Raw genomic sequence first — 23,072 nt, 5'->3', positions numbered from 1 at the left:
TCTCCTTGGTCAGCTGGGCCCGGCGGAGGGCGGCGACCGCGTCGAGTTCGACGCCGAGGCCTGGTCCGTCGGGGAGTTGCAGTGCACCGTCAACCTACGTCAGCGGCGTACGCAGGATCTCCTCGGTGAACAGCAACGGCCCGAAAGTTCGCCCGGACGTACAGGCTCGCGACGGCTTCTACTGAACCAGTCCGGCCAGGACGGTGATCGCGCGTTGCAGGTGCGGCGCCTCGTCGCCGACCCTGGTCGCGGCCGCCAGCTCGACTGTCGCCTGCCCGCTGAGCGCCCGGTAGGCGACGCCCGGGACCATCAGCTCCGCCACCGGCGCCGGCACCACCGCGATCCCGAGACCTGCCGCCACGAAGGTCACCAACGTCGACGTCTCCGCCACCTCGTGCCGAACGCGCGGCTCGAACCCGGCCGCCCGGCACCGCGCGAGCACGGTGTCGTGCATCACCGACCGACCCCCGCCGGCATGGATCACGAAGTCCTCGTCGGCCAGCTCTTTCAGCCGCACCCGGCGTCGCGCAGCTAGGCGATGCCCGTCCGGCACCGCCACGATCAGCCGATCGGCCCGCAGTACCTCGACCTGCAGCGAATCGTCGTCGACCGGCGGCCGGAGCAGTCCGAGGTCGATCCGCCCGTCCACCAGCGCCCGGGCCTGGTCGGGCGCGAGCATCTCGCCTTGCACCGCCACCTCGACGTCCGGCAGCTCCTCCCGCAGCGTCCGCACCAGCTGCGGCAGCAGGCTGTACGTCGCCGAGCCCACGCACCCGATCACCAAGCGCCCCTGCAGCCCGGCTGCCACCCGCTGGGCCTCACCCGCAGCCGACGACACCGCCCTGATGATCTGCCGGGCCCTGACCAGGTACGCCTCACCGGCAGGCGTGAGCTCGACCCGCCGCGTCGTACGGCGAAGGAGTTGCAGGCCGAGCTCGCTCTCCAGCTGACGGATCTGCTGCGACAGCGGCGGCTGGGCCATGTGCAGGCGGGCCGCCGCGCGACCGAAGTGCCGCTCCTCGGCGACGGCGACGAAGTACCGCAGGTGACGCAGCTCCACGCATTCATATTCGCAGAGTCTCGATCCAGCGTAAATGAGTATTTCTCCATATCGGTCCGCACGGCCTACCGTCGAGGGCATGAGCGATGTGGTGATCTGCGAGCCGATCCGTACTCCGGTGGGCCGGTTCGGCGGCGCACTGTCCGCGCTGTCGGCCGCCGACCTCGCCACCGCCGCGCTGACGGAGCTGGTACGGCGTACCGGTCTGGGCGAAGGTGATGTCGACGACGTGATCCTCGGCCAGTGCTATCCGAACGGCGAGGCGCCGGCGATCGGCCGGATCGCCGCGCTGGATGCCGGGCTCGGAGTCTCGGTGCCTGGTGTCCAGATCGACCGGCGATGTGGGTCGGGTCTGCAGGCCGTGCTGTCCGCGGCCGGGATGGTCGCCACCGGAGCGGCGCGCCTGGTCGTTGCTGGAGGCACCGAATCCATGTCGCAGGTCGAGCACTACACGCTCGGTCTGCGCACCGGCGTCCGCGGCAATGTCGAACTGAAGGACAGGCTGATCCGCGCTCGCGAGACCGCCGGCGGCAAGTACCACCCCGTCCCGGGCGGAATGCTCGAGACCGCCGAGAACCTACGCCGCGAGTACGGCATCACCCGCGAGGAACAGGACGAGTTCGCCCTCCGCTCCCACCGGCGCGCCGTAGCCGCCCAGACCGAAGGCCGCTTCACCGACGAACTGGTCCCACTGGAAGTCCCAAGTCGCGGCCGCTCGGCCGCTGGCGCATCTACGGTCGTCTCCGTCGATGAGCATCCACGGGCCGACACCTCCCTCGAGGGCCTCGCCGCTCTCCGTCCGGTGATGCTGAAGAGCGACCCCGACGCCACCGTCACCGCCGGAAACGCGAGCGGTCAGAACGACGGCGCCGCACTCTGCGTGGTCACCACCCGCGACGAGGCCGAGCGCCGTGGCCTCCGCCCGCTCGTAGCGCTGCGCTCCTGGGCCGTCGCCGGCGTCGGCCCCGAGGTGATGGGCATCGGCCCGGTCCCCGCCACGGCAGCGGCTCTCGCCCGCGCCGACCTCACCCTCGACGACCTCGACCTGATCGAGCTCAACGAAGCCTTCGCGGCCCAGGTCCTGGCCTGCTTGCGCGAGTGGAAGGTCGACCCGACCGACGAGCGCCTCAACCCCAACGGCTCGGGCATCTCCCTCGGCCACCCGCTGGGCGCCACCGGCGCCCGCATCCTCGCCACGCTCTCCCACGAACTCCACCGCCGCAACGGCCGCTACGCCCTGGAAACCATCTGCATCGGCGGCGGCCAAGGCATCGCCGCGATCTTCGAGGCCGTCAGATGACGGTGGCCCAGCTCGTCAGCGAGGCGATCGCGACGAGGTACCTCGCCCGCCTTCAGGAGGACGACGCATGAGTGTGGACAAGGTCGTCGCGACCCCGGCGGACGCGGTCGCCGACATCCCCGACGGGAGCAGTCTGGCGGTCGGCGGGTTCGGTCTGGCCGGCATCCCGTGGTTCCTCATCGCTGCGTTGCTCGAGCAGGGCGCCGGCAATCTGACCGTGGTGTCGAACAACTGCGGCGTCGACGGCGCGGGTCTCGGACTGCTCCTGGAGCAGGGGCGGATCAGCCGGGTGATCGCGTCGTACGTCGGGGAGAACAAGGAGTTCGCCCGTCAGTACCTCGCGGGGGAATTGACGGTTGAGCTGACTCCACAGGGCACGCTGGCCGAGCGGTTGCGCGCTGGTGGGTCTGGGATCGGCGCCTTCTTTACCCCGACCGGCGTTGGGACGCTGGTGTCAGAGGGTGGCTTGCCGTGGCGCTATGCCCCGGACGGCACGGTCGCGGTCGCATCGCCGGCCAAGGAGGTCCGCACCATCCAGGGACGTGAGATGGTGCTGGAGGAGGCGATCGTCACCGACATCGCGCTGGTCCGGGCCGCGGTCGCCGATCGGGCCGGGAACTGCGTGTTCCACGCCGCCGCGCGCAACTTCAACCCGGTCGCCGCGATGGCGGGCCGGCTGACGATCGTGGAGGCGGAGCAGGTCGTGGAGGTCGGCGCGCTCGAACCCGATGCGATCCACCTGCCGGGTGTCTTCGTGCAACGCGTAGTACCGCTCACTCCTGAGCAGGCCGGACAGAAGAGCATCGAGAAGCGCACGACCCGGGAGGCCTGACGTGCCTTGGAACCGGGACGAGATGGCCGCCCGCGCGGCCGCGGAGCTGAACGACGGCGAGTACGTGAACCTCGGCATCGGACTGCCGACCCTCATCCCCAACCACCTGCCGCCGGGCTCGTCCGTCACGTTGCAGGCCGAGAACGGGGTGCTCGGCGTCGGGCCGTTTCCGTACGACGACGAGGTCGATCCGGACCTGATCGACGCCGGCAAGCAGACCGTGACCGTCCTACCGGGAGCGTCGTACTTCGATTCCGCGACGAGCTTCGCCATGATCCGCGGCGGCCACGTCGACGTCGCCGTCCTCGGCGGCATGCAGGTCTCCGCCCATGGTGACCTCGCGAACTGGATGGTCCCCGGCTCGGTCGTGAAAGGTATGGGCGGGGCGATGGACCTGGTCTCCGGCGCCCGCCGCGTGGTCGTCGTGATGGAACACCGAACCCGCAAAGGCGACCCCAAACTCCTGACCTCCTGCACCCTCCCTCTCACCGGCCGAGCCGTGGTCCACCGGGTAATCACCGACCTGGCCGTCCTGGACGTTGCCCAAGGCACCTTCCACCTGGTCGAACTGGCTCCCGGCGTGAAACCCCACGAAGTCGAACAATCCACGGCAGCCCTCATCACCTACTGATCCCGCACGAGGCAGCACTGACGGTGATCGCACGGTCTACCCTCCGTTACATCATTGCCATACACCACTGGCCCGTTGCACCAATGGGCAGAAAATCACCCGTGCGGTAGGCCGTATCGATGGCCGGGAGGGCGTCGGCACCTAACGATTTGCATCAAGCTGCAATCTGTGTCGTGCTGCTCCTCTACCTCGGTTATAGTCAGCGCGATCTCGAGATGATCGGGACAAAAATGGAGGGGGAACTCCGATGAAGCTGCAGCGCTATGCGCTCGCGTTGGCCGGTATCGGCCTGATTGCCACGTCTGCCGCGTCGGTTCCGGCCGTCGCCGCAAAGCCTGACCCGAAGCCCTACACGTCGAACAAGGTCGCCCACCCGACCCCGGTGAAGGCGCTCGCCGCCGGCGGTCCCTGCATCAACTACGTCGGCGTCCCGACCGCCGCCGGCACCATGCAGGAGATCGACGCCACGCCCGGCACGCACCCGACCGCCGTGTCGTACGAGCCGTTCAACTACGTCTCCACCCGCACGAACGCGACCTGGTACGGCGCGGTCAACGCGGCCGGCACGCAGTTCTACTACTACGGCCTGTTGCTGCAGGGCTCGAACCTGTACCGCCACACGACGTACCTGCCGGCCGACGAGACCCAGCCGCCGGTACCGACGTTCAAGAAGGTCGGCACGGGATGGAGCAGCTTCAAGTCCATCGCCACGTCGAACTACAGCGTCGCGCAACCCCGGCACGCGTACCTGTACGGCCTGAACACCAACGGCAGCCTGTACCGCTACCAGATCGTCGGCGCCGGCTTCAAGGCACTCGGCCCCCTCCCGGGCTTCCGTGGCTTCAAGGCGATGACGGTGGTCAGCGAGTCCGCGACGTACGACACGCTGCTGATGAGCACGACGGCCGGTGCGCTCTACACCGTGCACATCCCGATCGCGGCCGGCGCCAAGCCGGTGCTGAAGCTGATCCGGTCCACGGGCTTCTCGTCGTACGACTCGCTGGTCGCCCAGGGCTGCGGCACCCGCGGCGGCACTCTGGTCGTCGGCGTCAACCACGCCGCGCAGACCGGCAGCCAGTACGCGTTCAGCAAGTTCAACGGCACCGCGACCGCCATGACGCCGTACGGCACGATCCCGGCCGTCTTCAACGGTGTGAACGAGGTCTCGATCACCACGCACTACGACCAGTTGGTCGGCGAGTAGTCCCGCAAGACCCTCGACGCACCCTCGGCCGGCTCACGAACGAGCTGACCGGGGGTGCGTTGCCAGTTCCCAGCACTCTGTGCCGACGGGGCCCTCGACCCTCCATGGTGGTGGGGTGGTCGGGTAGACGCGGGTGCTGAGCACGCGGCCCGCGCGGGTGAAGGCCTCGACAACCGAGCCATCAAGGAAGATCCGGACCGCGGGGCGGCCCGACGCGGGGTCGAAGGCGTCGGTGGCCTGCATCCGTCCGCCGTGGGCGTGCGGCGCGAGGCTGGCGTGGCTGCGATCGATGGTGATGGTGTCGGCGTCCAGCTCGATCTCGAGCCGCTCCTGCTCGCCGAAGTGGATGACGACGCGTCCGGGGCCTTCCGGAACGACGATCTCGCACTGGCCGGTGATCTCGCCGGTCGACGCCGCCCCGGTCCGAAGGGTGTCGATCGTCGGCACGGGCGCGCTGCGTAGCGACGAGTCCGGCCCGAGCCAGACCACGCGGGGGAGCGAGATCACCCCGGCCCAGCCGTCGTTCCAGCCGGGGCGGTCGCGTCCTTCCGGCAGCCAGCCGAACAACAGCGGGCCGAACCGGCTTTCGCGCAACGCCGACGCCGCGTAGAAGTCGGTCCCGTAGTCCACCCGCCGCGGATCCAGCGGTACGTCGACGTCGAACGACAAGATCTCACCCGGTCCGCCCTCGGGCGACCACGACGCCACCACGGCGACCCGCCGGCCGTCGATCGTCAGCAGCTGTGGGCATTCCCATGCGGAGCCGGTGTCCTCCCCGCCCACGCGGGTGCGGGGGAGCTCGGCCAGCGGACCGGCTTCCGTCCACTGCGACAGATCCGGTGATCGATACAGCGCGATGCTCGCGCCGCGGTCGACGTACCCCGCTCCGACCACCATCCACCAGGTCCCGTTCTCCTTCCAGACAAAGGGATCGCGAAACATGATCGCCTCGGCCGGATCCGGGACCACCTGGTGCGCCGGCCCGAACGACGCGCCGCCGTCGTCGGAGACGGCCGTGAGGATCGACTGGAACGGGTTGTCCTCCACCCGCCCCGAGTAGAAGGCCCGGATCCGGCCGTCGTCCAGCACCGTGTTGCCGGACCAGCAGCCGTCGGTGTCCGGCCCGCCCGGCTGTGGCGCCATCGCGGGCCGATGCAAGGTCCAGTTCACGTAGTCCGGCGAGGTTGCGTGCCCCCATTCGACCGGTACGTGCATGTCGAGCGTCGGCCGCGACTGGAAGAACAGGTGTACGTCGCTGCCGAGCTCGATCGGCCCGTTCGGGTCGTTGAGGTACCCGCTGGGCGGCCGGACGTGGTACGCGGGGCGGAGGTGTGCCACCGTCCCGGCGGACCGGTCCGCACGCTGGGTCTCGGGCTGGGTCTGGGTCACCGGGAAGCTCCTGCCGTGATGCCTGCGATGAAGTACCTCTGGGCGAAGATGAACAGCACTACGCTCGGCAGGATGGCCAGCACCACGCCCGCCAGCACCACCGAGATCGAACCGGTGCCGAGGTTCCCCTGGAGGCCGACCAGGCCCAGCGGCAGGGTGAAGTTGTCCTGGGTCTGCAGGAAGATCAGCGGCCGGTAGAACTCCGCCCAGAAGCCGGAGAAGTTCAGGATCGCGAGCGTGGCGATCGCCGGACCGGCCATCTTGGCGTAGATCAGCAGGAAGGTCTGGAAATGGCCGGCGCCGTCGATCCGGGCCGCCTCTCCCAGTTCCTTCGGCATCTGCATGAAGTACTGGCGCATCAGGAACGTGCCGAACGCGCTGCCCAGCGCCGAGACCACCAGCGACAACGGGCTGTCCGACAGACCGAGGTACCGGATGATCACGAACACCGGGATGATGATCGTCTGCAGCGGCACCATCATCGTGGCCAGGAAGATCCCGAAGATCACCGAGCGGCCAGGGAAGTCGACCATCGCGAACGCGTAGCCGGACAGCGTGCAGGTGATGGTCTGGCCGATCACGATCAGCCCGGTCACGACCACGCTGTTGAAGAAGAACCGGCCGATCGGGATCCGGTCGAACACCGCGCTGTAGTTCGAGAAGTCCGGGTGCAACGGGATCCACTGCGGTGGGTTGCTGAACGCCTCGGCCGGCGTCCGCAACGACGTGGTGACCGTCCAGAGAAGCGGGCCGAGGGCAACCATCGCGGCGAGGACGAGCACCACGACGCCGGTGATCCGGCCGATCCGCGCCAGGGTTCCGGTGGAGTACGTCATTGGTAGAACACCAGCTTTCGTGCCGCGAGGAACTGCAGCCCGGTGATGACCAGGATCGCCACCAGCAGCACGATGGCGATCGCCGAGCCGTACCCGAACTGCAGGTTCTGGAAGCCCTTCTGGTACATCGAGATCGTCACCGTCGTGGTCGCCGATCCCGGGCCGCCCTTGGTCATGATGTACGGCTGGTCGAACAGCTGCATCGCGTTGATCAAGGCAACGACCGCGGCGAACAGGATGGTCGGACTGATCAACGGGACCTTGATCCGGAACAGCGTCCGCAACGGCCCGGCCCCGTCGATCTGTGCGGCCTCGAGTACGTCGGTGGGCACAGACATCAACGAGGCGACGAACAGGACGAACGTGAAGCCCACCTGCTGCCACACGGCGATCAGCACGATCGTCGCAGCCGCTCCGAACCCGCTCGTCAGCCACGGCACGTTCGGAATGCCGAGCAGCCCGAGGTAGTAGTTCACGACACCGAACTTGTAGTCGAACAGGTAGCCCATGAAGATCGACACGGCGGCCGTCGACGCCAGCAGCGGCAGGTAGAACGCAGTACGGAACAGCGTCCGGATCCACACCAGCTTGCGCTGGTTGACCAGGACCGCCAGCGCCAGGCCGAGCGTCAGCTGCAGTACGACGATCGCCAGCGCCATGCCCAGCGTGACGCCGAACGACTTGAGCACCGGACCGTCGGTGAACAGCCGCTGGTAGTTCTCCACTCCGACGAACTGCGGACTCGAGATGACGTCCCAGGAGAAGAATGACAGCCCCAGCGACGCGACGATCGGGATCGCGGTGAACACCGCGACGAACAGACACGACACTCCGATCATCGCGAAGCCGAACGGAGCCTCCCGATGCGACGACGGATGCCGGCGGCGCTTGGTGATGGTCGCCGGCACCTCAGCGGTGGCGGCCGACATCAGCTGGCCCCCGCTGCCTTCTCGAGGTCGGACTGCAATCCGTCCAGCGCGGCCTTCGCGTTCCCGGACGAGATCGCCTGCGTCGTGCGCTGGTTGAGCGCGGTCGCGAGCGCGTTGTAGTACGGCGGGGCCGGGATCGGAGCCGTCTCCGGGTGCTTGGTCAGGGTGTCGTAGAAGACCGACCAGTGCTTCGGTCCGGTCTTCGCGTAGCGCGCCGCCGTCATCAGGGACTTGCGGCCTGGCGTGGTCACGTTGCCGGGGAAGACCACGTCGAACGTCTCCGGCTTCACCAACAGCTTCAGCACCTCCCAGGCGAGATCCTTCTTCTTCGATGACTTGAAGATGGCGTACCCGCCGGCGCCGAACAGGTGCCGCTGGCTCTTCCACTTCGGGAACAGCTGTACGTCGAAGCTGCCGTTCTTCATCCCGGCGTTGGTCAGGCCGCCGGCCCAGAACCCGCCGCCGATCGACATGCCGATCCGGTTCGAGGCGAACAGACCCTGGAGCGTGCCGCCACCGCCGACGTCGGGTGAGGGTGACAACCCCTTCTTGGTCAGCTCGATCATGTAGTTCAGGGCCTCGACGGTGCCCTCGGAGTTCGCGGTCGGCGCGCCCCATTTCCAGCCACCCTTGCGGCCCGTCGCGGCCGGGTCACCGGCGTACGCCTTGTTCCACAGCCAGTCGCCGCCGTCGTACTTGCCCTCTTCGAGCAGGTTCGCGTTGTTGGCGTACATGAACGACGTCCAGCTGCCCCAGAGGCGGACCACCCAGCCGAACGCGTTGATTCCCTTGAACTTGGCGATCTTGGTCGCCGCGGACTCGAAGTCGTCGAGGGTCCAGTCCTCGCTCGGCGGTACGACGCCCGCGCGCTGGAAGAGCTCGGTGCTGTAGAACATGTTCCCGGCGTTGAAGCTGTCGGGCAGCTCCCACAGGTGGCCCTGGTACATCATCGACTCGACCAGCGCGGGGTGGATGTCGGCGAAGTACTCCTTCAGCGCGGACAGGTCCTTGGTGACGTAGTCGTCCAACGGGACCGCGAGTTCCTTGGACGCCATCAGTTGCAGGCCCTCGGTGGCGACGCTGATGATGTCGGGCGGGGTCCCGGCCGCGATCTGGGTCAGTACCTTGGCCAGGAAGTCGTTCCAGTCGGTGCCGTTGATGGCCGAGATCTCGAACTTGATGCTCGCGTCGAGCTTGGAGATCTGCGGCTGCAACCGGTTCTGCAGCTGGGTCGCCGCCGCCTGCTCTCCGAAGTACAGCATCTTGAGTGACTTCGACGACGAGCCGCCGCCGCTGTTGCCGCAGGCGGCCAGGTCGGCCAGCGCCGCCAGCCCGAGTCCACCGGCCGCCCCGGCCTTCAGGACGGTACGGCGAGCGATCGGGCCACCGGGGGGATGGATGCCTGTCATGGGGTTCCTCCTTGGCCGCTCAGGTGGCCCGGCATTGCCACCCAATACGTATTGACTCGGGACGGTAGCAGCGGTGTACGGTAGGGCGCAATACGTATTGGGTTCAGCTGTGATAGAAAATTGGCGGCGGCGACCAGGTCGGTTCCTGCCGCTGACCGTGAAGGGGGACCATGGCGAAGCAGCCGGCCGGCCGGCCGAAGCGCGTCACGATGACCGACGTCGCCCGGCGCGCGGGGGTGTCCCAACCCACCGTCTCGTTCGTCCTCAACGACCGCCGCGACGTCGCGGTCGCGGCGGAGACCCGGCGGCGCGTGCTCGAGGCCGCGGCCGAGCTCGACTTCGTCCCGAACCGCGCAGCCCAGCTGCTGCGGTCGAACAAGTCGTTCACCGTCGGCGTCGTGACCAGCGGGATCGTCTCCCAGCCGTACGCCGGTCTGATCGTGCTCGGTCTGCAGCAGGTCGTCCAGCCCGCGGGGTACGTGTGCATGGTCGTCGACACGACCGGTGACCCCGGCGAGGGCGACGACGCGGTGGCGAGCCTGGTCGGGCAGGGAGTCGCCGCGATCGTGTACGCGTCCCTCGCGCCCAAGCCGCTGCATCGCAGCCCCCGGCTCGACGGGATCCGGACGATCTTCGTCAACTGCTGGCCCGAGGAGGGCAAGGCCGACACGGTCCTGCTGGCCGACGAGTACGCCGGCGGGCGCGCCGCCGCGGCCTCGGTGTTCGAGCGCGGGCATCGCGACGTCGCCTTCCTGGGCGGCATGCGCAACGACTACGCCTGCAAGGAGCGTCGGCGCGGGTTCGACGACGCCGCCCGCGCGGCCGGTCTCCGTCCGGCTGACCTCGTCCATCGGTACGGCAACTACCAGATCGGGTCAGGCTACGACCTCGCCACCGAGGTGGTGTCCGAGCACGCCTCGACCGCTCTGGTCTGTGGGAACGACCGGATGGCGATCGGCGCGATGCTTGCCCTGCACACTCTCGGACTGGACTGCCCGCAGGATGTCAGCATCGTCGGCTTCGACGATCAGCCCGATGTCGCCGACCAGGTCCGTCCGGGGTTGACCACGGCGGCGCTGCCGCACCTGATGCTCGGCCGCAGGGCCGGTGAACTCGTGCTGGGTGAGCCGGACGATGCCCCGGAGCGGATCATCGTCGACTGCGAATTGGTCGAGCGCGAGTCGGTCGGCGCCCCACCACGCCGCCGGCCGAGGCGTCGTTCATGAGCGGGTACGTCGGTGACGTCATCCCGTTCAGCTACGACGGCCGGGTCTGGTTGTTCTACTTGCTGGACGAGCGTCCGGAGGATCCGGCCGCGGGTCCGGGCGGCATGCCGTGGGCGTTGGTGTCGACGACCGACTTCGTGGACTACGCCGACCATGGCGTCGTACTGCCTGCTGGTGATCGGGATGCGGTCGACTTCGACTGCTACACGGGATGTGTGATTGCGGACGGGTCCGAGTTGCACCTGTTCTACACGGGCCACAATCCGCGGCGCGGGGATGCGGACGGCTCGTACCAGGTGGTTTGTCACGCCGTCAGCGACGGGGATCCGACTCGCTGGACCAAGCGGCCCGACCTCACGTTCGGCGCGCCCGCGGGCTATGTGCCGCAGGACTGGCGAGACCCCTTTGTCTATCGGGTCGCATCCGATCAGCCTTGGCAGATGGTGCTTGCGGCACGGTATGACGGTGGGCCGGATCGCCGGTGCGGCGTCGTTGCCCGCTTGACGTCGTCCGACCTGGAGCGATGGACGCTGGCGCCGCCGCTGTGGGAGCCGCATCGGTTCATCACGCAGGAATGCCCGGATGTCTTCCGGTGGGGCCACTGGTGGTACTTGGTGTACTCCGAGTTCAGCGACGCCTTCCAGACGCGCTACCGGATCGCGCGCGGACCGGACGGTCCGTGGCTGGCACCCGCCCGCGACACTGTCGACGGGCGTGCGTTCTACGCGGCCAAGTCGGTCGAGCACGACGGACGACGCTTCTTCATCGGCTGGATCCCCACAAAACAAGGAGATGCGTGGCAGTGGGCTGGTGATCTCGCCGTACTCGAAGCCCGTCAGGACGACGACGGCACGCTCGCGTTCACACTGCCGGCGGAGATCATCGCGGCGTACGCCGACCTACAGCAGGTCAAGCTGTCGCCGGTCGACGGCGCGGCGACCGAGCCGGGCCAAGGCGCGACCGATCGGTACGCCGCGTGGATCGCCGACCCCGTCCCCGGCCGTTGCGTCATCGACCTCACTGTGGACGTTGCCCCAGGCACCCAATCGCTCGGCCTTCTCCTGCACGCCGGCGCCGACGGCGAACAAGCCACGATCCTCCGTCTCGAGCCCCAACGCGATCGGGTCGTGCTCGACAACTGGCCGCGCGGACGCACCGGTCCCGCCCAGTGGCAGATCAAGGGCGATGTCCCGCACGTCGTCGAGCTCGAGCGCCCCTGCCCGCTCCCACCCGGCCGCCGTACCATCCGGGTTCTCCTCGACGGCACGACCGGCCAGGCGATCATCGACAACCGCGTCGCCCTGTCCTTCCGCTGCTCCAACCTCGGCGCGGGGCATGTCGGCTTCTTCGTCACCGACGGCAGCGCCGAGATCATCAGTTTCACCGTCAACCTCTGAGGTATCACGGTTGGCCGGCCTGCGGTCCGAGGTAGAGAGCATCTTTCTCGACCGCAGGAGGCAACGTGAATACCGAACAACCCCGGCGCGGTGACGAGCGGCCGGAGGGGCTGTGGAGCCGGTTGGGGACGCTGGGCCAGGTCCTGGCCGCGGTGCTCGGCCTGGTGACCGCTCTGGTGCCGGTGCTGGTGGCAACCGACGCGTTCGACGCCGGTGGCGCCGACAAGATCATCCAGGTCAGCCCGACCCAGCAACCGACCGCGCCGCCGACCCGGTCGTCGAGCACGCCGACCCAGGAGAGCACGAAGTCGTCGTCCACGCCGGTTGTGGACGACATCGCCCTCACGGTGTCCGACCAGCTCACCGATGGTGCGCTGGAGGAGAGGATCGACGTCGTACTCGAGGGATCGAGGGTCGCGTCGCTGTACGCGAGCATCGACGATCCGATCGTGACCCAGCAGGTGACGGCGACGTCGGCCGGGAACTACGACTACGTGCTGGACGGCACGATCGCCTGGATCGACGACGACGGGATCCGCCAGGAGGCGAGCGCCACCGGGCACGGCAGCGTGTACGTCGACGAGGGTATGCGGCTCGATGTGTACGTACACGTCGAGGGCGGCGAGATGAGTCTGTCGCTCCGGTCCGCCCGCCAGTCGTGAAGGTGTCAGTCGATGCTCGCCGACGTGAGTCTGGCGCCTCCGCTCGACCCCTGGTGCGGCGCCGTCCGGTCGCCGTGGTCGACGATGGTGAGCTCTCCGCTCACCCCGTCGACCACGACGCGACGGCCGCAGCCGTCAAGACACTCGAACAGCAGGCCGGCTGGGCTTGCCGTGCATTCCATCCGATGCGTTCTGGCCATACCTCATGACAACACCGCTCACCGGCACGCGCAATCGCAGCGGTGGTGGCACGGTTCGCGCGGCGTACCGCACACCTGGTGGGGCAACAGAACCGATCCGACTCCACGGACAGCCTGGCTGCCGGCGAACCGCAGCAGGGCCGCTGCTGCCTGTGGCGCGTTCTCACCGGTCGCGGACATCCGGGCCGCGATCATCCCGGCCACCAACGGAGCCGAGAACGACGTCCCGCTCCAGTTGACGATGCCGTCGAACTCACGTTCCTGCTTCGGGTGCTCGTGGATGGTCTCGTACTTGCCGGCCGCGTAGGCGTTGACGAGATCCACACCGGGTGCGTACACGTCCACCCAGCCGCCGTAGTTGGAGAAGTCCGCTCGGTAGGTCCCGTTCGCCGACAGGGCGCCGACGCCGACCACCCACGAGTACGCCGCGGGGTACGTCGGCAGATGGCTCGTGTCGTTGCCGGCCGGCGCGACCACGACGACGTTCACGTGCCGCAGATACTCGTCGTAGAAGGCGCTGAAGGTGAGCATCGGCAGGTGCAGCCGGGTGATCCCGTCGAACTCGCAGACGATGACGTCGGCGCCACGGTCCAGCGTGTCGTTCATCTTCTGGATGATCTCGTCCTCGTACGCCAGCCCGGCGAGCTCCTCCGCCCTCTTGACGTAGACCTCCGCCCGTGGCGCGACGCACCGCACGCAGCCGGCCACGAAGGTCCCATGACCGGCGTACGGCTTGATGAACCCCGTCGCAGGATCGAACGGGTCTTCGAAGTCGCCGTACACACCCGCCATCCACGGCCAGGTCTTCGGCGCGTCCTCGATGAGACCGCCGTCGACGACACCCACAACGACGCCGTCACCGTCCCAGCCGTACGTCCCGCAACAGATCCCGTCGCTCACCGGCGGCACTGGACCCATGGTCCTGGTCGGGACGACTGCGGGCTCGGTCGCCGGACAGGGGTGACCGCTGTTGGGACACACCGACAGTCCGTGGACCGGAGTCGCCGTCCCGACCCCGAGCATCTCGTCCAGTTGTTGGAGAACCTCCGGCGTCCCCAACCCGTTGTCAGGCCACTCGAGCTTGACGACCCCGGCGATCACCGGCAGGTGACTGATCCTGGCTCGCTCGTCCTCGCCGGCACTCTGATCTCCCCGGCGGAGAATGGAGTTCAGAGATTCGTGGACCTGGTCCGCGTCTTTCGTCCGGGTCAGGATGCTGTTGCGCCGGTAGAAGTACTGGACGCGCCCCTCTGCTCGCCAGTTCTCCGGGTACGCGACCGCCCTGTCATCCTGTCGCAGAATGAGGTCGACAGCTTCCTCGAGACGTTCTTGCTCCGACATCTTGCGCCCTCCCTTGCAGTGGCGATTGCCGTATTACGATCGGACTTGTCCGCGTTTGGGGAGGGCGGGTGCTGCGATGGACGCAGACGACTTGCATGCGCTTGCTTTGTCGCGGCCGGCCGACGCCCTCAGGATCGCTCGTGAGGTGCTGGCGGGGAAGCCGTCCGACGCCGAGGCCGCGGCGGCCCACCACGCGGCGGGTGTCGTCCATCGCGACTTCGGCGACATCCGCGAGGCAGTGGCGGAGCTGAAGGCCGGGTACCGGTCGATCCGCAGGACCGACGATCGCGACCGGGAGGCCGAGATTCTGGCGACCCTCGGCGTCGCGCTGGTGATGGGTGGTGAGACCAACCGTGGGCTGGCCGCGCTCGATTCCGTCGTACCAGGGCGGACCGGCGTGCTCGCCGGCCGGCTGCTGATCCGCCGGGCCTGGGTTCTCGGAGCGTTGCTCGGGCGGTACGCCGAGGCGCTCGCGGATGCCGAGGCGGCGGTCGCGTCGCTGGCCGATACCGGCGACCTCGTCTGGGCGGCTCGGGCGTTCCAGATGCGGGCGATGGTGCTGCTCGCGATGGGTGTCATCGATCGCGCCGACGAGGACTTCGTCCGCAGCGAGGAGCTGTTCCTGAAGGCCGGTCAGGAGATCGAGTACGCCGACGCGCGGCAGGCGCGTGGCGCCGCGGCCCTTGCCCGTGGTGACCTGCCGGCCGCGCTGCAGATTTTCGACGAGGCGCAGCGGCTGGTCGAGGAGCTCGGCGTACTCGAGCCCGATCTGTACGCCAACAAGTGCTTGATGCTGCTGGCGGCCGGCCTGACCCATGAGGCCCTGGTCGAGATCAACAGCGCAGTAGAGCGGAACGAGCAGCAGCGCGGTTCGGGCGCGCGGCACGCGGAGCTGTTGCTGTGCGCGGGACTGGCGGCGCACGCGGCCGGCGTATACGACCTGGCCGAGCGCCGCAGCCGCGATGCACTGAAGCTGTTCCGCCGGCAACAGCGCCCATGGTGGGCGGCGCGGGCCGAGCTTGCGTTGCTGGAGACCCGTTTCGCGAGTGGCCGTCGGACGGCGCCGCTCCTGCAGGCCTGCCGACGCGTCAGCGCGGAGCTCGACGGACTCGATGTGGACCTCGCCGCCGAGGCCCATCTGCTGACTGGCCGGATCGCGCTCGCCCGGCATGACAGCGCCGAGGCGATGCGCCACCTGAGCGTCGCGGCCAGAGCGCGGAAGCGCGGTCTGCGGGCGCGCGGCGCCGGCTGGCTCGCGCAAGCCCTGCTGTACCAGGACAACGGCAGGTCGCGCGGCATGCTTGCCGCCTGCCGGCAGGGCCTGAGCCTGATCGAGATCTACATCCGCACCTTGGGCGCCACCGAGCTGCGCGCGCTCGCCACAGCTCAGGGCGCCGAGCTCGCAGCTATCGGTCTTCGCTTCGCAGTCGAGAAAGGCAGCGCTCGCCAGGTGCTGGACTGGAGCGAGCGATGGCGTGCGACGGTCCTCGCGATTCCACCGGTGCGGCCGCAAGCGGACGACGGGCTGGTCGCAGACCTCGCCGCCCTGCGAAACCTCACTGCGCGGATGGAGATGAGCCACGATCGCGGGCCCGGCCGCAGTCAGCTGTATCGGGAGCGCGAGCGGCTCGAATCCGCCGTCCGCCGACGGGTCCTGCTGACGCCTGGGGAGCTCGACGAACGGCGCGAGCGGCTTCGGATCACCGATCTGCTGGACCAACTCGGCGACCGGACCCTGGTGGAGCTTGTCGACCTCGAAGACCAGCTGTACGCCGTGGTGGCGTCGCGCGGCCAGGTCCGTCTCCGGTCGATCGGCCCCACCTCGGTGGCCACTCACAACTTGTCCCACGCCTTGTTCGCCCTCCGCCGCGAAAACGCCAAGCGTGGCAAGCACGAGCTCATGCTCGACACGATCGGGGCGCGGCTCGAATCGGCCCTACTGGGCGACACGCTCGAGCACCTGGGCGACGGCTCGGTAGTCGTCGTACCGACCGGCCGGCTCCATGCGGTTCCGTGGAGCCTTCTACCGTCGCTGCGGACCCGGCCGACCTCGGTGGTTCCCTCGGCTGCAGCGTGGATGCGCGCGACGCGGGCTGAGCCGCCTCCCGAGGACAGAGTCGTACTGGTCGGCGGACCGCACCTTTCGACCGGACGGGAGGAGGTACGGCGGCTTGCCGAGCGGTATCCGCATGCCATCGTGCTTGCGGATGGCAGCGCGACCGCCGAAGCCGTCCTGGATGCGATTGATGGAGCATCGCTGGTACACGTGGCCGCGCACGGTACGTTCCGCGCGGACAGTCCATTGTTCTCAGCTATCGAACTCGACGACGGTCCGCTGACCGTGTACGACCTGGAACGTTTGAAGCGGGCACCACACCGAATGGTCTTGTCCAGCTGCAGTTCCGCGCTCGGTGGGCCGAGTGGCGCGGACGAGCTGGTGGGTTTGGTCAGCGCGTTGGTGGCGCTGGGCTCGGCCGGAGTGGTGGCGAGTGTCGTGCCGGTGTCGGACCCGGCGACAGTCCCGCTGATGCTGCACCTGCACGAGCAGCTGCGGGCCGGCGACGGTCTCGCCGAGGCGCTCGCGCGAACCCATATGGCGGGTGTGGCTGACACGGCCGCGCAGTCGTTCATCGCCCTCGGAGCGTGAGCGCCGGTCACAACTGCACCCAGTCCGTGACGACCCGGCCGGTGGCCGTGTCACACCGCAGCCGCATGGAGCCGGCGGGGAGCGCCGGCAGCTCGAAGAAGCCGGATTCGTCGACGACGACGTCGTACGTCGTGCCGTCCGACGTTTCGACCCGGATCTCGCCCGCGCCGGCCGGCAGGATCTGACCGACGACTTCGGAATGCAGCACCTCCAACTCCACCGACAGTGGCGTGGAGGTGAACACCAGCACCCGGGCCGCGTCCGACTCGGCCCGGACTTCGGCGGCCGCCGCCAGCGACGAGTCGAAGGTCAGGCCGGCGCGGAGCAGGTCGTCGTCGATCGTGCGCCACGACAGGGCGCCTTCGGCGTGCTCGGCAATGGTCTGCGCCAACGGTTCGGTGGCACGCAGGGCGGCCGCAAGATCCTCGAGAAGGCGGTCGTCGTCATCCCAGCGATGCTGCGTCATGCCGATCACCTTCTGTCGGTCCGGAGGCGACGTACCCCCTGACGGCTGGAGTTGTGCGGAGCCGCGCGAGCGCGCGGGACCGCGTCGGCCCGATGCTGCCTACCGGTATCCCGGTGCGTCGCCTGATCTCGGCGTACGACGGCTGCGGGTCCTGCATGAGCAGCAACAGCAGTTCGCGTTGCCGGCTCGGTAGCTCGGCCAGCCCGGCGAGCAGCACCTGGTGCCGCTCGGAGCGGACCAGTTCCTCGTCCGGACCGGGAGCATCGGCCGCGATCGGTAGCTGATCGGCGTTCAACGGATCACTCGTGCTTCGGTGCCGTTGCGACGACAGGTAGCGGATCGCTTCGCGCCGCGCTGTCGTCACGAGCCAGCCGGGGATGGCTCGCGGTTCCTGGAGGCTGTCCAGGTGCTCCACGAGTCGCAGCCAGACGGTCTGCGCGACGTCCTCGGTCTCGGCCGGCGTCAACCGGAAGCCGCGAATGACCGACACGAGCAAGGGCGCATAGCGGTCGACGAGCTCGCGCCAGGCCAGTTGATCGCCGGCGGCCGCGGCGACTACAAGTGCGGTGACTGGTGAGACATCCTGTTCCATTCCCGCTCCCGGGTTGGTACGTGATGCTTCGAGCGAGGGTGCACGCCACCGACCCCCCTGCGATGGCGTGCGCTCGTGGTGCTCCGCAGGCTCAGGGCTCCCGGAGCAGGAACGTCGGCCCCTCACTGAAGGCGGCCATCTCCGTCAGCACGTTCAGTGCGGTGCGGTACGTGATGACCACGACGAGCTTGTACACACCGGAGTCCGGTGCCTGGTCCGGCGGCAGGGTGCCCGCCGGCACGGTGATCTTCGCGTCGTACGCCGGACCGCCGTTCGCCGGCACGAGCTTGCTGCCGATGAGCACCTCGGGACCGGGGCCCATCGACTCCGCGTACGCCTTGACGGTCCAGTTGCCGTCCAGCAGCACCGCCGTGGCCGGCGGCTCCACCGTCCACTTGATGGTGACGTCGAACGGGAACTCGTCGTCGAGGACCCGGTTCGGGTTGCCGTCGTGATCGATGATCGCCACGGCGGTCACCGAGCCTTCGAGACCCGCAAGGCCGTCGAAGTTTGGATCTGCAGTCATCTCGGGTTCCCCCCAAGTTGGCGCCCCACTGACAGGGGCTCTCAACTGGACGGACCACTCCTCGGGCCGATCAGATACATCCACTTCGCGACTGTGCAATACTACATGCCACAGTAATATGCTACATGCCACTGAGGTGAGGGACGCATGGACGCTGTGAGCGTGACCGACTACCACACGGCCGGTGAGCCGTTCCGGATCGTGACGGGCGGGCTGCCGGAGATTCCCGGGTCGACCGTGCTCGATCGCCGCTCGTACGCGCAGCAGTCGGCCGCGGTCGACGCCGTCCGGCAGATGCTGGTCAACGAACCTCGCGGACATGCCGACATGTACGGCGGATTCCTGGTGCCGCCCGATGACGACGGCGCCGATCTGGGGGTGCTGTTCTGGCACAAGGACGGCTACTCGACGGCGTGCGGGCACGGCACGATCGCGCTCGGCGCGTGGGCGGTCCGGACCGGGCTGGTGACCGCAGCCGCGGACGGTGACACGGAGATCGTCATCGACGTTCCTTCCGGCCGGGTCGCCGCACGGGTCACCTGCGCGGGCGGCGAGGTCCAGCAGGTCGCGTTCCGCAACATCCCGTCGTACGTCGTGGCCCGCGACGTGGAGGTGAAGACCAGCCGGGGCCGGCTGCGCGCCGACATCAGCTACGGCGGCGCGCTGTACGCGTTCGTCCCAGCGGGATCCGTCGGTCTCACCGTGGCGCCCGAGCACACCGCCGACCTGATCTCCGTCGGCCGCGAGATCAAGTGGGCCCTCAACGACACCGAGTGGGCACGCCATCCCAGCGACAGCCGCCTCGACGGCATCTACGGCACGATCCTGTACGACGACCTCGGCGACGGCGCCGATAGTGCCGGCGGTGCCGATAGTGCCGGCGGGCCGCACCAGCGCAACGTCACGATCTTCGCGGACGGCGAGCTGGACCGGTCGCCGTGCGGTTCCGGCACCTCCGCGCGGATCGCGTTGCTGGCCCAGGACGGCCGGCTGCCGATCGGGCGCACCCTGCGGCACGAGTCGATCGTCGGTACGACGTTCCTCGGCCGGGTGACCGAGGAAGTCCGGGCCGACGGCCACGATGCGGTCGTCACCGAGGTGGCGGGCATGGCCTACGAGACCGGCCGGGCGACGTTCACGCTGGATCCGCGCGATCCGCTCGGCACCGGGTTCGTGCTGCGATGACGGGATCGATGATCGACACCGGGTCGGACCGGCTGCGCGCGCAGATGGGGATCCCGTACCTCGGCGGTGGCCAGAATCTCCGCCAGCAGATCGCGGACGCGCTCCGGGCGTCGGTGATCGCGGGCCGGCTGCACGTCGGTGTCGTGTACTCGGCGCCGGCGCTCGCACAGCAGTTCGGGGTCTCGTCGACGCCGGTTCGCGAGGCGTTGCTCGACCTGGTGGCCGAAGGCCTCGTCGAACCCGTTCGGAACAAGGGATTCCGCGTCTCGGAGCTGACGGACCGGCAGCTCGACGAGATCACGGCCGTCCGGTTGCTGCTCGAGGTTCCGACCGTCGCGGCGCTGGCCGGGTCCGAGCAACTGCCCGGCGAACTGCCCGGCGAACTGCGCGGCGAACTGCGCGGCGAACTGCGCGGCCGGCTCGAGGAGCTGTACCCCGTCGCTCACGAGCTGGTCGAGCTGACGCGGCGGCGCGATCTGGTCGCGTTCGTCGGCCTGGACCGCGAGTTCCACCTGGCGCTGCTGGGTCTGGCGGCGAACCCGACACTGGTCGAGATCGTCGGCAACCTGCGGGCGCGCAGCCGGCTGACCGGGATGGCCGAGCTGGACCACGACCTGCTGATCGCGTCCGCCGAGGAACACGTCGAGCTCCTCGACCGCCTGATCGCCGGCGACGAGGCCGGTGTGACCCAGTTGATGAAGCAGCACATCAGTCACGTTCGCGGGTCCTGGGCCGGTCGTCCGGACCGCGAGCACCAGGGAAGGTGAGGACCGACATGGCAGACCTGCCGGCACGGCTCGCGATCGTTGGCGGCGGCAACATCTGCGCGGCGCTCCTGTCCGGGCTGCTCGACGGTGAGACTCCGTTGCTGGAGCGGGGCCGGATCGCGGTGGTGGAGCAGTTGCCCGAGCGCGCGGCGTACCTGCGCGAGCGTTTCGGTGTTGCGACGCCGAGCCTCGCGGACGCCGTACGAGCGGCTGACACCGTCGTACTGATGGTGAAGCCGTACCACGTCGAAGCTCTGCTGCCGCAGCTCGCCGGGCATCTGACCGTCGACCATCTGGTCATCTCGACGGTCGGAGGGATCAGCACCACCCAGATCGAGAGCGGTCTGGCGCCCAACACACCCGCCGTACGGGCGATGCCCAACACGGCGGCGTCGGTCGGCCAGGCGATGACGGCGATCAGCGCGGGCTCGTCCGCCGCGGAGATTCACCTGGAGCGCGCCGAGGCGCTCCTTCGCGCGGTGGGCAAGGTCGTCCGGGTGCCCGAGGGCCAGATGAGCGCGATCACCGCGTTCTCCGGCAGCGGACCGGCGTTCTTCTTCTACTTCGCGGAGGCGTTGATCGACGCCGGCGTACTGCTCGGACTGCCGCGTGCCCTGTCCGAGGAGATGGTCGTCCAGACGGCCGTAGGCGCGGCCACGATGCTCCGCGACTCGGGCCAGGACCCGGTCGCCTTACGCGCGGCGGTCAGCAGCCCCGGCGGCACCACCATCACAGCCATCCGCGAACTCGAGAAGGCGGGCCTGCGCGGGACCGTCATGGTCGCCACCGAGGCCGGCCGCGACCGAACCGTACAGATGGGCGCCGCGTCCGCATCCACCGAAGGACGTCTATGACCGACACCTCGACCGTCTACCAGCGTGGCAAGACTCCGATCTTCGCCTCCCGGGTCGACCCGCGGCTGCACTACTGCCTGTACGTGCCGCGTGGGCTGACCGGCGCCGACCGCGCCCCGCTGGTGGTGATCCAGCACGGTACGGCGCGGTCGGCGGTGGAGTACCGCAACCTGTCGGCGGAGTTCGCGGAGGAGCAGGGCGTCGTCGTACTGACGCCGATCTTCCCGGCCGGGCTCGTCGACCCGAACGACCTGCACAACTTCAAGTTCATCGAGTACCGGGGGATCCGGTTCGACCGGATGCTGCTGGCGATCGTGGACGAGGTGGCCGAACGGTTCCCGGTCGAGCCCGAGCGGTTCTACCTGCACGGCTTCTCCGGTGGCGGGCAGTTCGCCCACCGGTTCCTTTACCTGCACCCGGACCGCCTGGCCGCCGTCTCGATCGGCGCACCCGGCCGGATCACCCAGCTGGACGACAGCCTGCCGTGGTGGCTCGGGACGAAGGGCTTCGAGGAGCGATTCGGCCGGCCGATCGACTTCGACGCCCTCCGCCGGGTCCCGATCCAACTGGTGGTCGGCTCGGAGGACGTCGAGACCTGGGAGATCATGAACCGCGGCGAGTCCAACTGGATGGACGGCGCCGAGCTCACCGGCACCACCCGGATCGAACGCCTCCGCACCCTCGAACGCAACTACCGCTCCCACGGCCTCGACATCACCTTCGACCTCGTCCCCGACACCGCCCACTCAGGCCGAAGAGTCCTCCCCACCGCCCAGCACTTCTTCACCACCCACCTGCACAGCCGGCCCCGACTCTGAGGCGGCCGGCTCGTCAGCGGGGAAGGGTCCGGGTGTTGATGAGTTCTTGCGCGACGTCCCGGAGCTTGATGTTGGTGTCCTGGGAGTAGCGCTTGAGGACGGCGAAGGCTCGGTCGCCGTCGATCTCGAAGCGTTCCATCAGGATCCCCATCGCTTGGCCGACGACCTTGCGGGCATCGACGGCCGCCACGAGGTTCTGCTGGTTCCGCGCGTTCGCAACGGCGACCGAAGCATGCCGCGCGAGGATGTGGGCGATCGCTTCGTCATCCGCGCTGAAACCGTCGGGGATACGGCTGTAGAGGCCGAGCACGCCGACCGTGGACGTGTCGGGACCGAGCAGCAACGGCACATCCAGCACACTGCGCACGCCGAGTTGGTGGACCTTGGCGGCCCAGGTCGGCCACCGTGATTCGGTGATCGTGTCGCGGATGGAGATCGTGACCTGGTCGCGCATCGTCGCCGCCAACGGTCCGTCGCCGGTGTCGAGCTGTATTTGGTAGATCTCTGCGACGACAGGGTCGGTCACGGCCGGAATCTCGGGCCGGCCGCGGGTGGAGAGGGCGACGCCGGCATAGCTGCAGTCCAGCGCCTGGAGTGCGAACTGCACAACCGAGTCGATGGTTTCCTCGAGTCCTTCGGCGTCGTGCATCTCGACCGCGAGCCGTGCGAAAACCTCGGCATGCGTCACGTCGACTGGACCGAGCGCGGGCAGCGGCTCCGGAGTGCCGCCGGCGGCCACGTCGTCGGTGCGATCTATGTGCGCCATGTCCCTCTCCTCCTCTTGGCGGCGTCGCTCTCGCG

At 68.7% G+C, this 23,072-nt stretch carries 23 protein-coding genes; 12 read left to right on the top strand and 11 right to left on the bottom strand.

Going from position 1 to position 23,072, the window contains the following annotated elements:
* Positions 1 to 178: 178 nt before the first annotated feature.
* A complete protein-coding gene (locus ACIA58_RS28850) occupies positions 179 to 1,060 on the bottom strand; it encodes a LysR substrate-binding domain-containing protein (RefSeq protein WP_396406935.1) in 882 nt (293 codons plus the stop codon).
* Between the two features lie 79 nt (positions 1,061 to 1,139).
* On the opposite strand from ACIA58_RS28850, the gene ACIA58_RS28845 reads away from it, so the two are divergent.
* The 4 genes from ACIA58_RS28845 to ACIA58_RS28830 all read left to right on the top strand — a co-directional run bounded on the left by ACIA58_RS28845 (position 1,140) and on the right by ACIA58_RS28830 (position 5,027).
* Positions 1,140 to 2,360, top strand: coding sequence for an acetyl-CoA C-acetyltransferase (locus tag ACIA58_RS28845; protein ID WP_396406934.1), 1,221 nt, complete (start codon positions 1,140 to 1,142; stop codon positions 2,358 to 2,360).
* A gap of 67 nt (positions 2,361 to 2,427) precedes the next feature.
* Complete coding sequence (locus ACIA58_RS28840) at positions 2,428 to 3,192, top strand: CoA transferase subunit A (protein WP_396406933.1); 765 nt, start codon at positions 2,428 to 2,430, stop codon at positions 3,190 to 3,192.
* Between the two features lies 1 nt (position 3,193).
* Complete coding sequence (locus ACIA58_RS28835; protein WP_396406932.1) at positions 3,194 to 3,823, top strand: CoA transferase subunit B; 630 nt, start codon at positions 3,194 to 3,196, stop codon at positions 3,821 to 3,823.
* 247 nt (positions 3,824 to 4,070) lie between these two features.
* Entirely contained in the window at positions 4,071 to 5,027 is a 957-nt protein-coding gene (locus ACIA58_RS28830; RefSeq protein ID WP_396406931.1) for a hypothetical protein, read from the top strand.
* Between the two features lie 33 nt (positions 5,028 to 5,060).
* Here ACIA58_RS28830 and ACIA58_RS28825 read toward each other — a convergent pair whose 3' ends face one another.
* Genes ACIA58_RS28825 through ACIA58_RS28810 form a run of 4 tightly spaced genes read right to left on the bottom strand, consistent with a single transcriptional unit; the run spans position 5,061 to position 9,590 of the window.
* Complete coding sequence (locus ACIA58_RS28825) at positions 5,061 to 6,416, bottom strand: glycoside hydrolase family 32 protein (RefSeq protein WP_396406930.1); 1,356 nt, start codon at positions 6,414 to 6,416, stop codon at positions 5,061 to 5,063.
* Positions 6,413 to 7,252, bottom strand: coding sequence for a carbohydrate ABC transporter permease (locus tag ACIA58_RS28820; RefSeq protein WP_396406929.1), 840 nt, complete (start codon positions 7,250 to 7,252; stop codon positions 6,413 to 6,415). The genes ACIA58_RS28825 and ACIA58_RS28820 overlap by 4 nt, the downstream gene beginning before the upstream one ends.
* The gene (locus tag ACIA58_RS28815; protein ID WP_396406928.1) at positions 7,249 to 8,181 is read right to left on the bottom strand and encodes a carbohydrate ABC transporter permease; all 933 of its coding nucleotides are present in this window, start codon (positions 8,179 to 8,181) and stop codon (positions 7,249 to 7,251) included. Before ACIA58_RS28815 ends, ACIA58_RS28820 begins: the two co-directional genes overlap by 4 nt.
* A complete protein-coding gene (locus ACIA58_RS28810; protein WP_396406927.1) occupies positions 8,181 to 9,590 on the bottom strand; it encodes an ABC transporter substrate-binding protein in 1,410 nt (469 codons plus the stop codon). Before ACIA58_RS28810 ends, ACIA58_RS28815 begins: the two co-directional genes overlap by 1 nt.
* A gap of 170 nt (positions 9,591 to 9,760) precedes the next feature.
* On the opposite strand from ACIA58_RS28810, the gene ACIA58_RS28805 reads away from it, so the two are divergent.
* The 3 genes from ACIA58_RS28805 (at position 9,761) to ACIA58_RS28795 (ending at position 12,875) form a co-directional block, all read left to right on the top strand.
* The gene (locus ACIA58_RS28805; protein ID WP_396406926.1) at positions 9,761 to 10,816 is read left to right on the top strand and encodes a LacI family DNA-binding transcriptional regulator; all 1,056 of its coding nucleotides are present in this window, start codon (positions 9,761 to 9,763) and stop codon (positions 10,814 to 10,816) included.
* Positions 10,813 to 12,213, top strand: a complete 1,401-nt coding sequence (locus ACIA58_RS28800) for a glycoside hydrolase (RefSeq protein WP_396406925.1) — start codon at positions 10,813 to 10,815, stop codon at positions 12,211 to 12,213. The genes ACIA58_RS28805 and ACIA58_RS28800 overlap by 4 nt, the downstream gene beginning before the upstream one ends.
* Before the next feature lie 65 nt (positions 12,214 to 12,278).
* Positions 12,279 to 12,875, top strand: coding sequence for a hypothetical protein (locus tag ACIA58_RS28795; protein WP_396406924.1), 597 nt, complete (start codon positions 12,279 to 12,281; stop codon positions 12,873 to 12,875).
* A 5-nt stretch (positions 12,876 to 12,880) separates the two neighbouring features.
* Here the strand turns inward: ACIA58_RS28795 and ACIA58_RS28790 are convergent, their stop codons facing one another.
* Together ACIA58_RS28790 and ACIA58_RS28785 are read right to left on the bottom strand one after the other, a co-directional pair.
* A complete protein-coding gene (locus ACIA58_RS28790) occupies positions 12,881 to 13,075 on the bottom strand; it encodes a hypothetical protein (protein WP_396406923.1) in 195 nt (64 codons plus the stop codon).
* Positions 13,076 to 13,093: 18 nt separating this feature from the next.
* The gene (locus ACIA58_RS28785; RefSeq protein WP_396406922.1) at positions 13,094 to 14,416 is read right to left on the bottom strand and encodes a S8 family peptidase; all 1,323 of its coding nucleotides are present in this window, start codon (positions 14,414 to 14,416) and stop codon (positions 13,094 to 13,096) included.
* A 76-nt stretch (positions 14,417 to 14,492) separates the two neighbouring features.
* Here ACIA58_RS28785 and ACIA58_RS28780 point away from each other — a divergent pair, with 76 nt between their 5' ends.
* The gene (locus ACIA58_RS28780; RefSeq protein ID WP_396406921.1) at positions 14,493 to 17,063 is read left to right on the top strand and encodes a CHAT domain-containing protein; all 2,571 of its coding nucleotides are present in this window, start codon (positions 14,493 to 14,495) and stop codon (positions 17,061 to 17,063) included.
* A 7-nt stretch (positions 17,064 to 17,070) separates the two neighbouring features.
* On the opposite strand, the gene ACIA58_RS28775 is transcribed toward ACIA58_RS28780, so the two are convergent.
* The 3 genes from ACIA58_RS28775 to ACIA58_RS28765 form a co-directional block, all read right to left on the bottom strand.
* Positions 17,071 to 17,529, bottom strand: a complete 459-nt coding sequence (locus tag ACIA58_RS28775; protein ID WP_396406920.1) for a hypothetical protein — start codon at positions 17,527 to 17,529, stop codon at positions 17,071 to 17,073.
* Complete coding sequence (locus ACIA58_RS28770) at positions 17,507 to 18,121, bottom strand: RNA polymerase sigma factor (RefSeq protein WP_396406919.1); 615 nt, start codon at positions 18,119 to 18,121, stop codon at positions 17,507 to 17,509. Before ACIA58_RS28770 ends, ACIA58_RS28775 begins: the two co-directional genes overlap by 23 nt.
* A 91-nt stretch (positions 18,122 to 18,212) precedes the next feature.
* On the bottom strand, positions 18,213 to 18,647 hold the full coding sequence (locus tag ACIA58_RS28765; protein WP_396406918.1) for a hypothetical protein: 435 nt from the start codon (positions 18,645 to 18,647) through the stop codon (positions 18,213 to 18,215).
* Positions 18,648 to 18,794: 147 nt separating this feature from the next.
* On the opposite strand from ACIA58_RS28765, the gene ACIA58_RS28760 reads away from it, so the two are divergent.
* Genes ACIA58_RS28760 through ACIA58_RS28745 form a run of 4 tightly spaced genes read left to right on the top strand, consistent with a single transcriptional unit; the run spans position 18,795 to position 22,271 of the window.
* Complete coding sequence (locus ACIA58_RS28760; protein ID WP_396406917.1) at positions 18,795 to 19,832, top strand: proline racemase family protein; 1,038 nt, start codon at positions 18,795 to 18,797, stop codon at positions 19,830 to 19,832.
* Positions 19,829 to 20,599: a GntR family transcriptional regulator gene (locus ACIA58_RS28755; protein WP_396406916.1), complete on the top strand. Its 771-nt coding sequence runs from the start codon at positions 19,829 to 19,831 to the stop codon at positions 20,597 to 20,599. The genes ACIA58_RS28760 and ACIA58_RS28755 overlap by 4 nt, the downstream gene beginning before the upstream one ends.
* An 8-nt stretch (positions 20,600 to 20,607) precedes the next feature.
* Positions 20,608 to 21,453, top strand: a complete 846-nt coding sequence (gene proC, locus ACIA58_RS28750) for a pyrroline-5-carboxylate reductase (protein ID WP_396406915.1) — start codon at positions 20,608 to 20,610, stop codon at positions 21,451 to 21,453.
* Positions 21,450 to 22,271 (top strand): alpha/beta hydrolase, encoded by an 822-nt coding sequence (locus ACIA58_RS28745; RefSeq protein WP_396406914.1) that lies wholly within the window; start codon positions 21,450 to 21,452, stop codon positions 22,269 to 22,271. The genes proC and ACIA58_RS28745 overlap by 4 nt, the downstream gene beginning before the upstream one ends.
* Positions 22,272 to 22,284: 13 nt before the next feature.
* Here ACIA58_RS28745 and ACIA58_RS28740 read toward each other — a convergent pair whose 3' ends face one another.
* Positions 22,285 to 23,037: an ANTAR domain-containing protein gene (locus ACIA58_RS28740; RefSeq protein ID WP_396406913.1), complete on the bottom strand. Its 753-nt coding sequence runs from the start codon at positions 23,035 to 23,037 to the stop codon at positions 22,285 to 22,287.
* Positions 23,038 to 23,072: the final 35 nt, after the last annotated feature.

It is taken from the genome of Kribbella sp. NPDC051586, assembly GCF_044453965.1.
Classification (GTDB): domain Bacteria; phylum Actinomycetota; class Actinomycetes; order Propionibacteriales; family Kribbellaceae; genus Kribbella.
The sequence above is the reverse complement of the archived record's forward strand: the minus strand, read 5'-3'. Positions and strand labels throughout refer to the sequence as shown.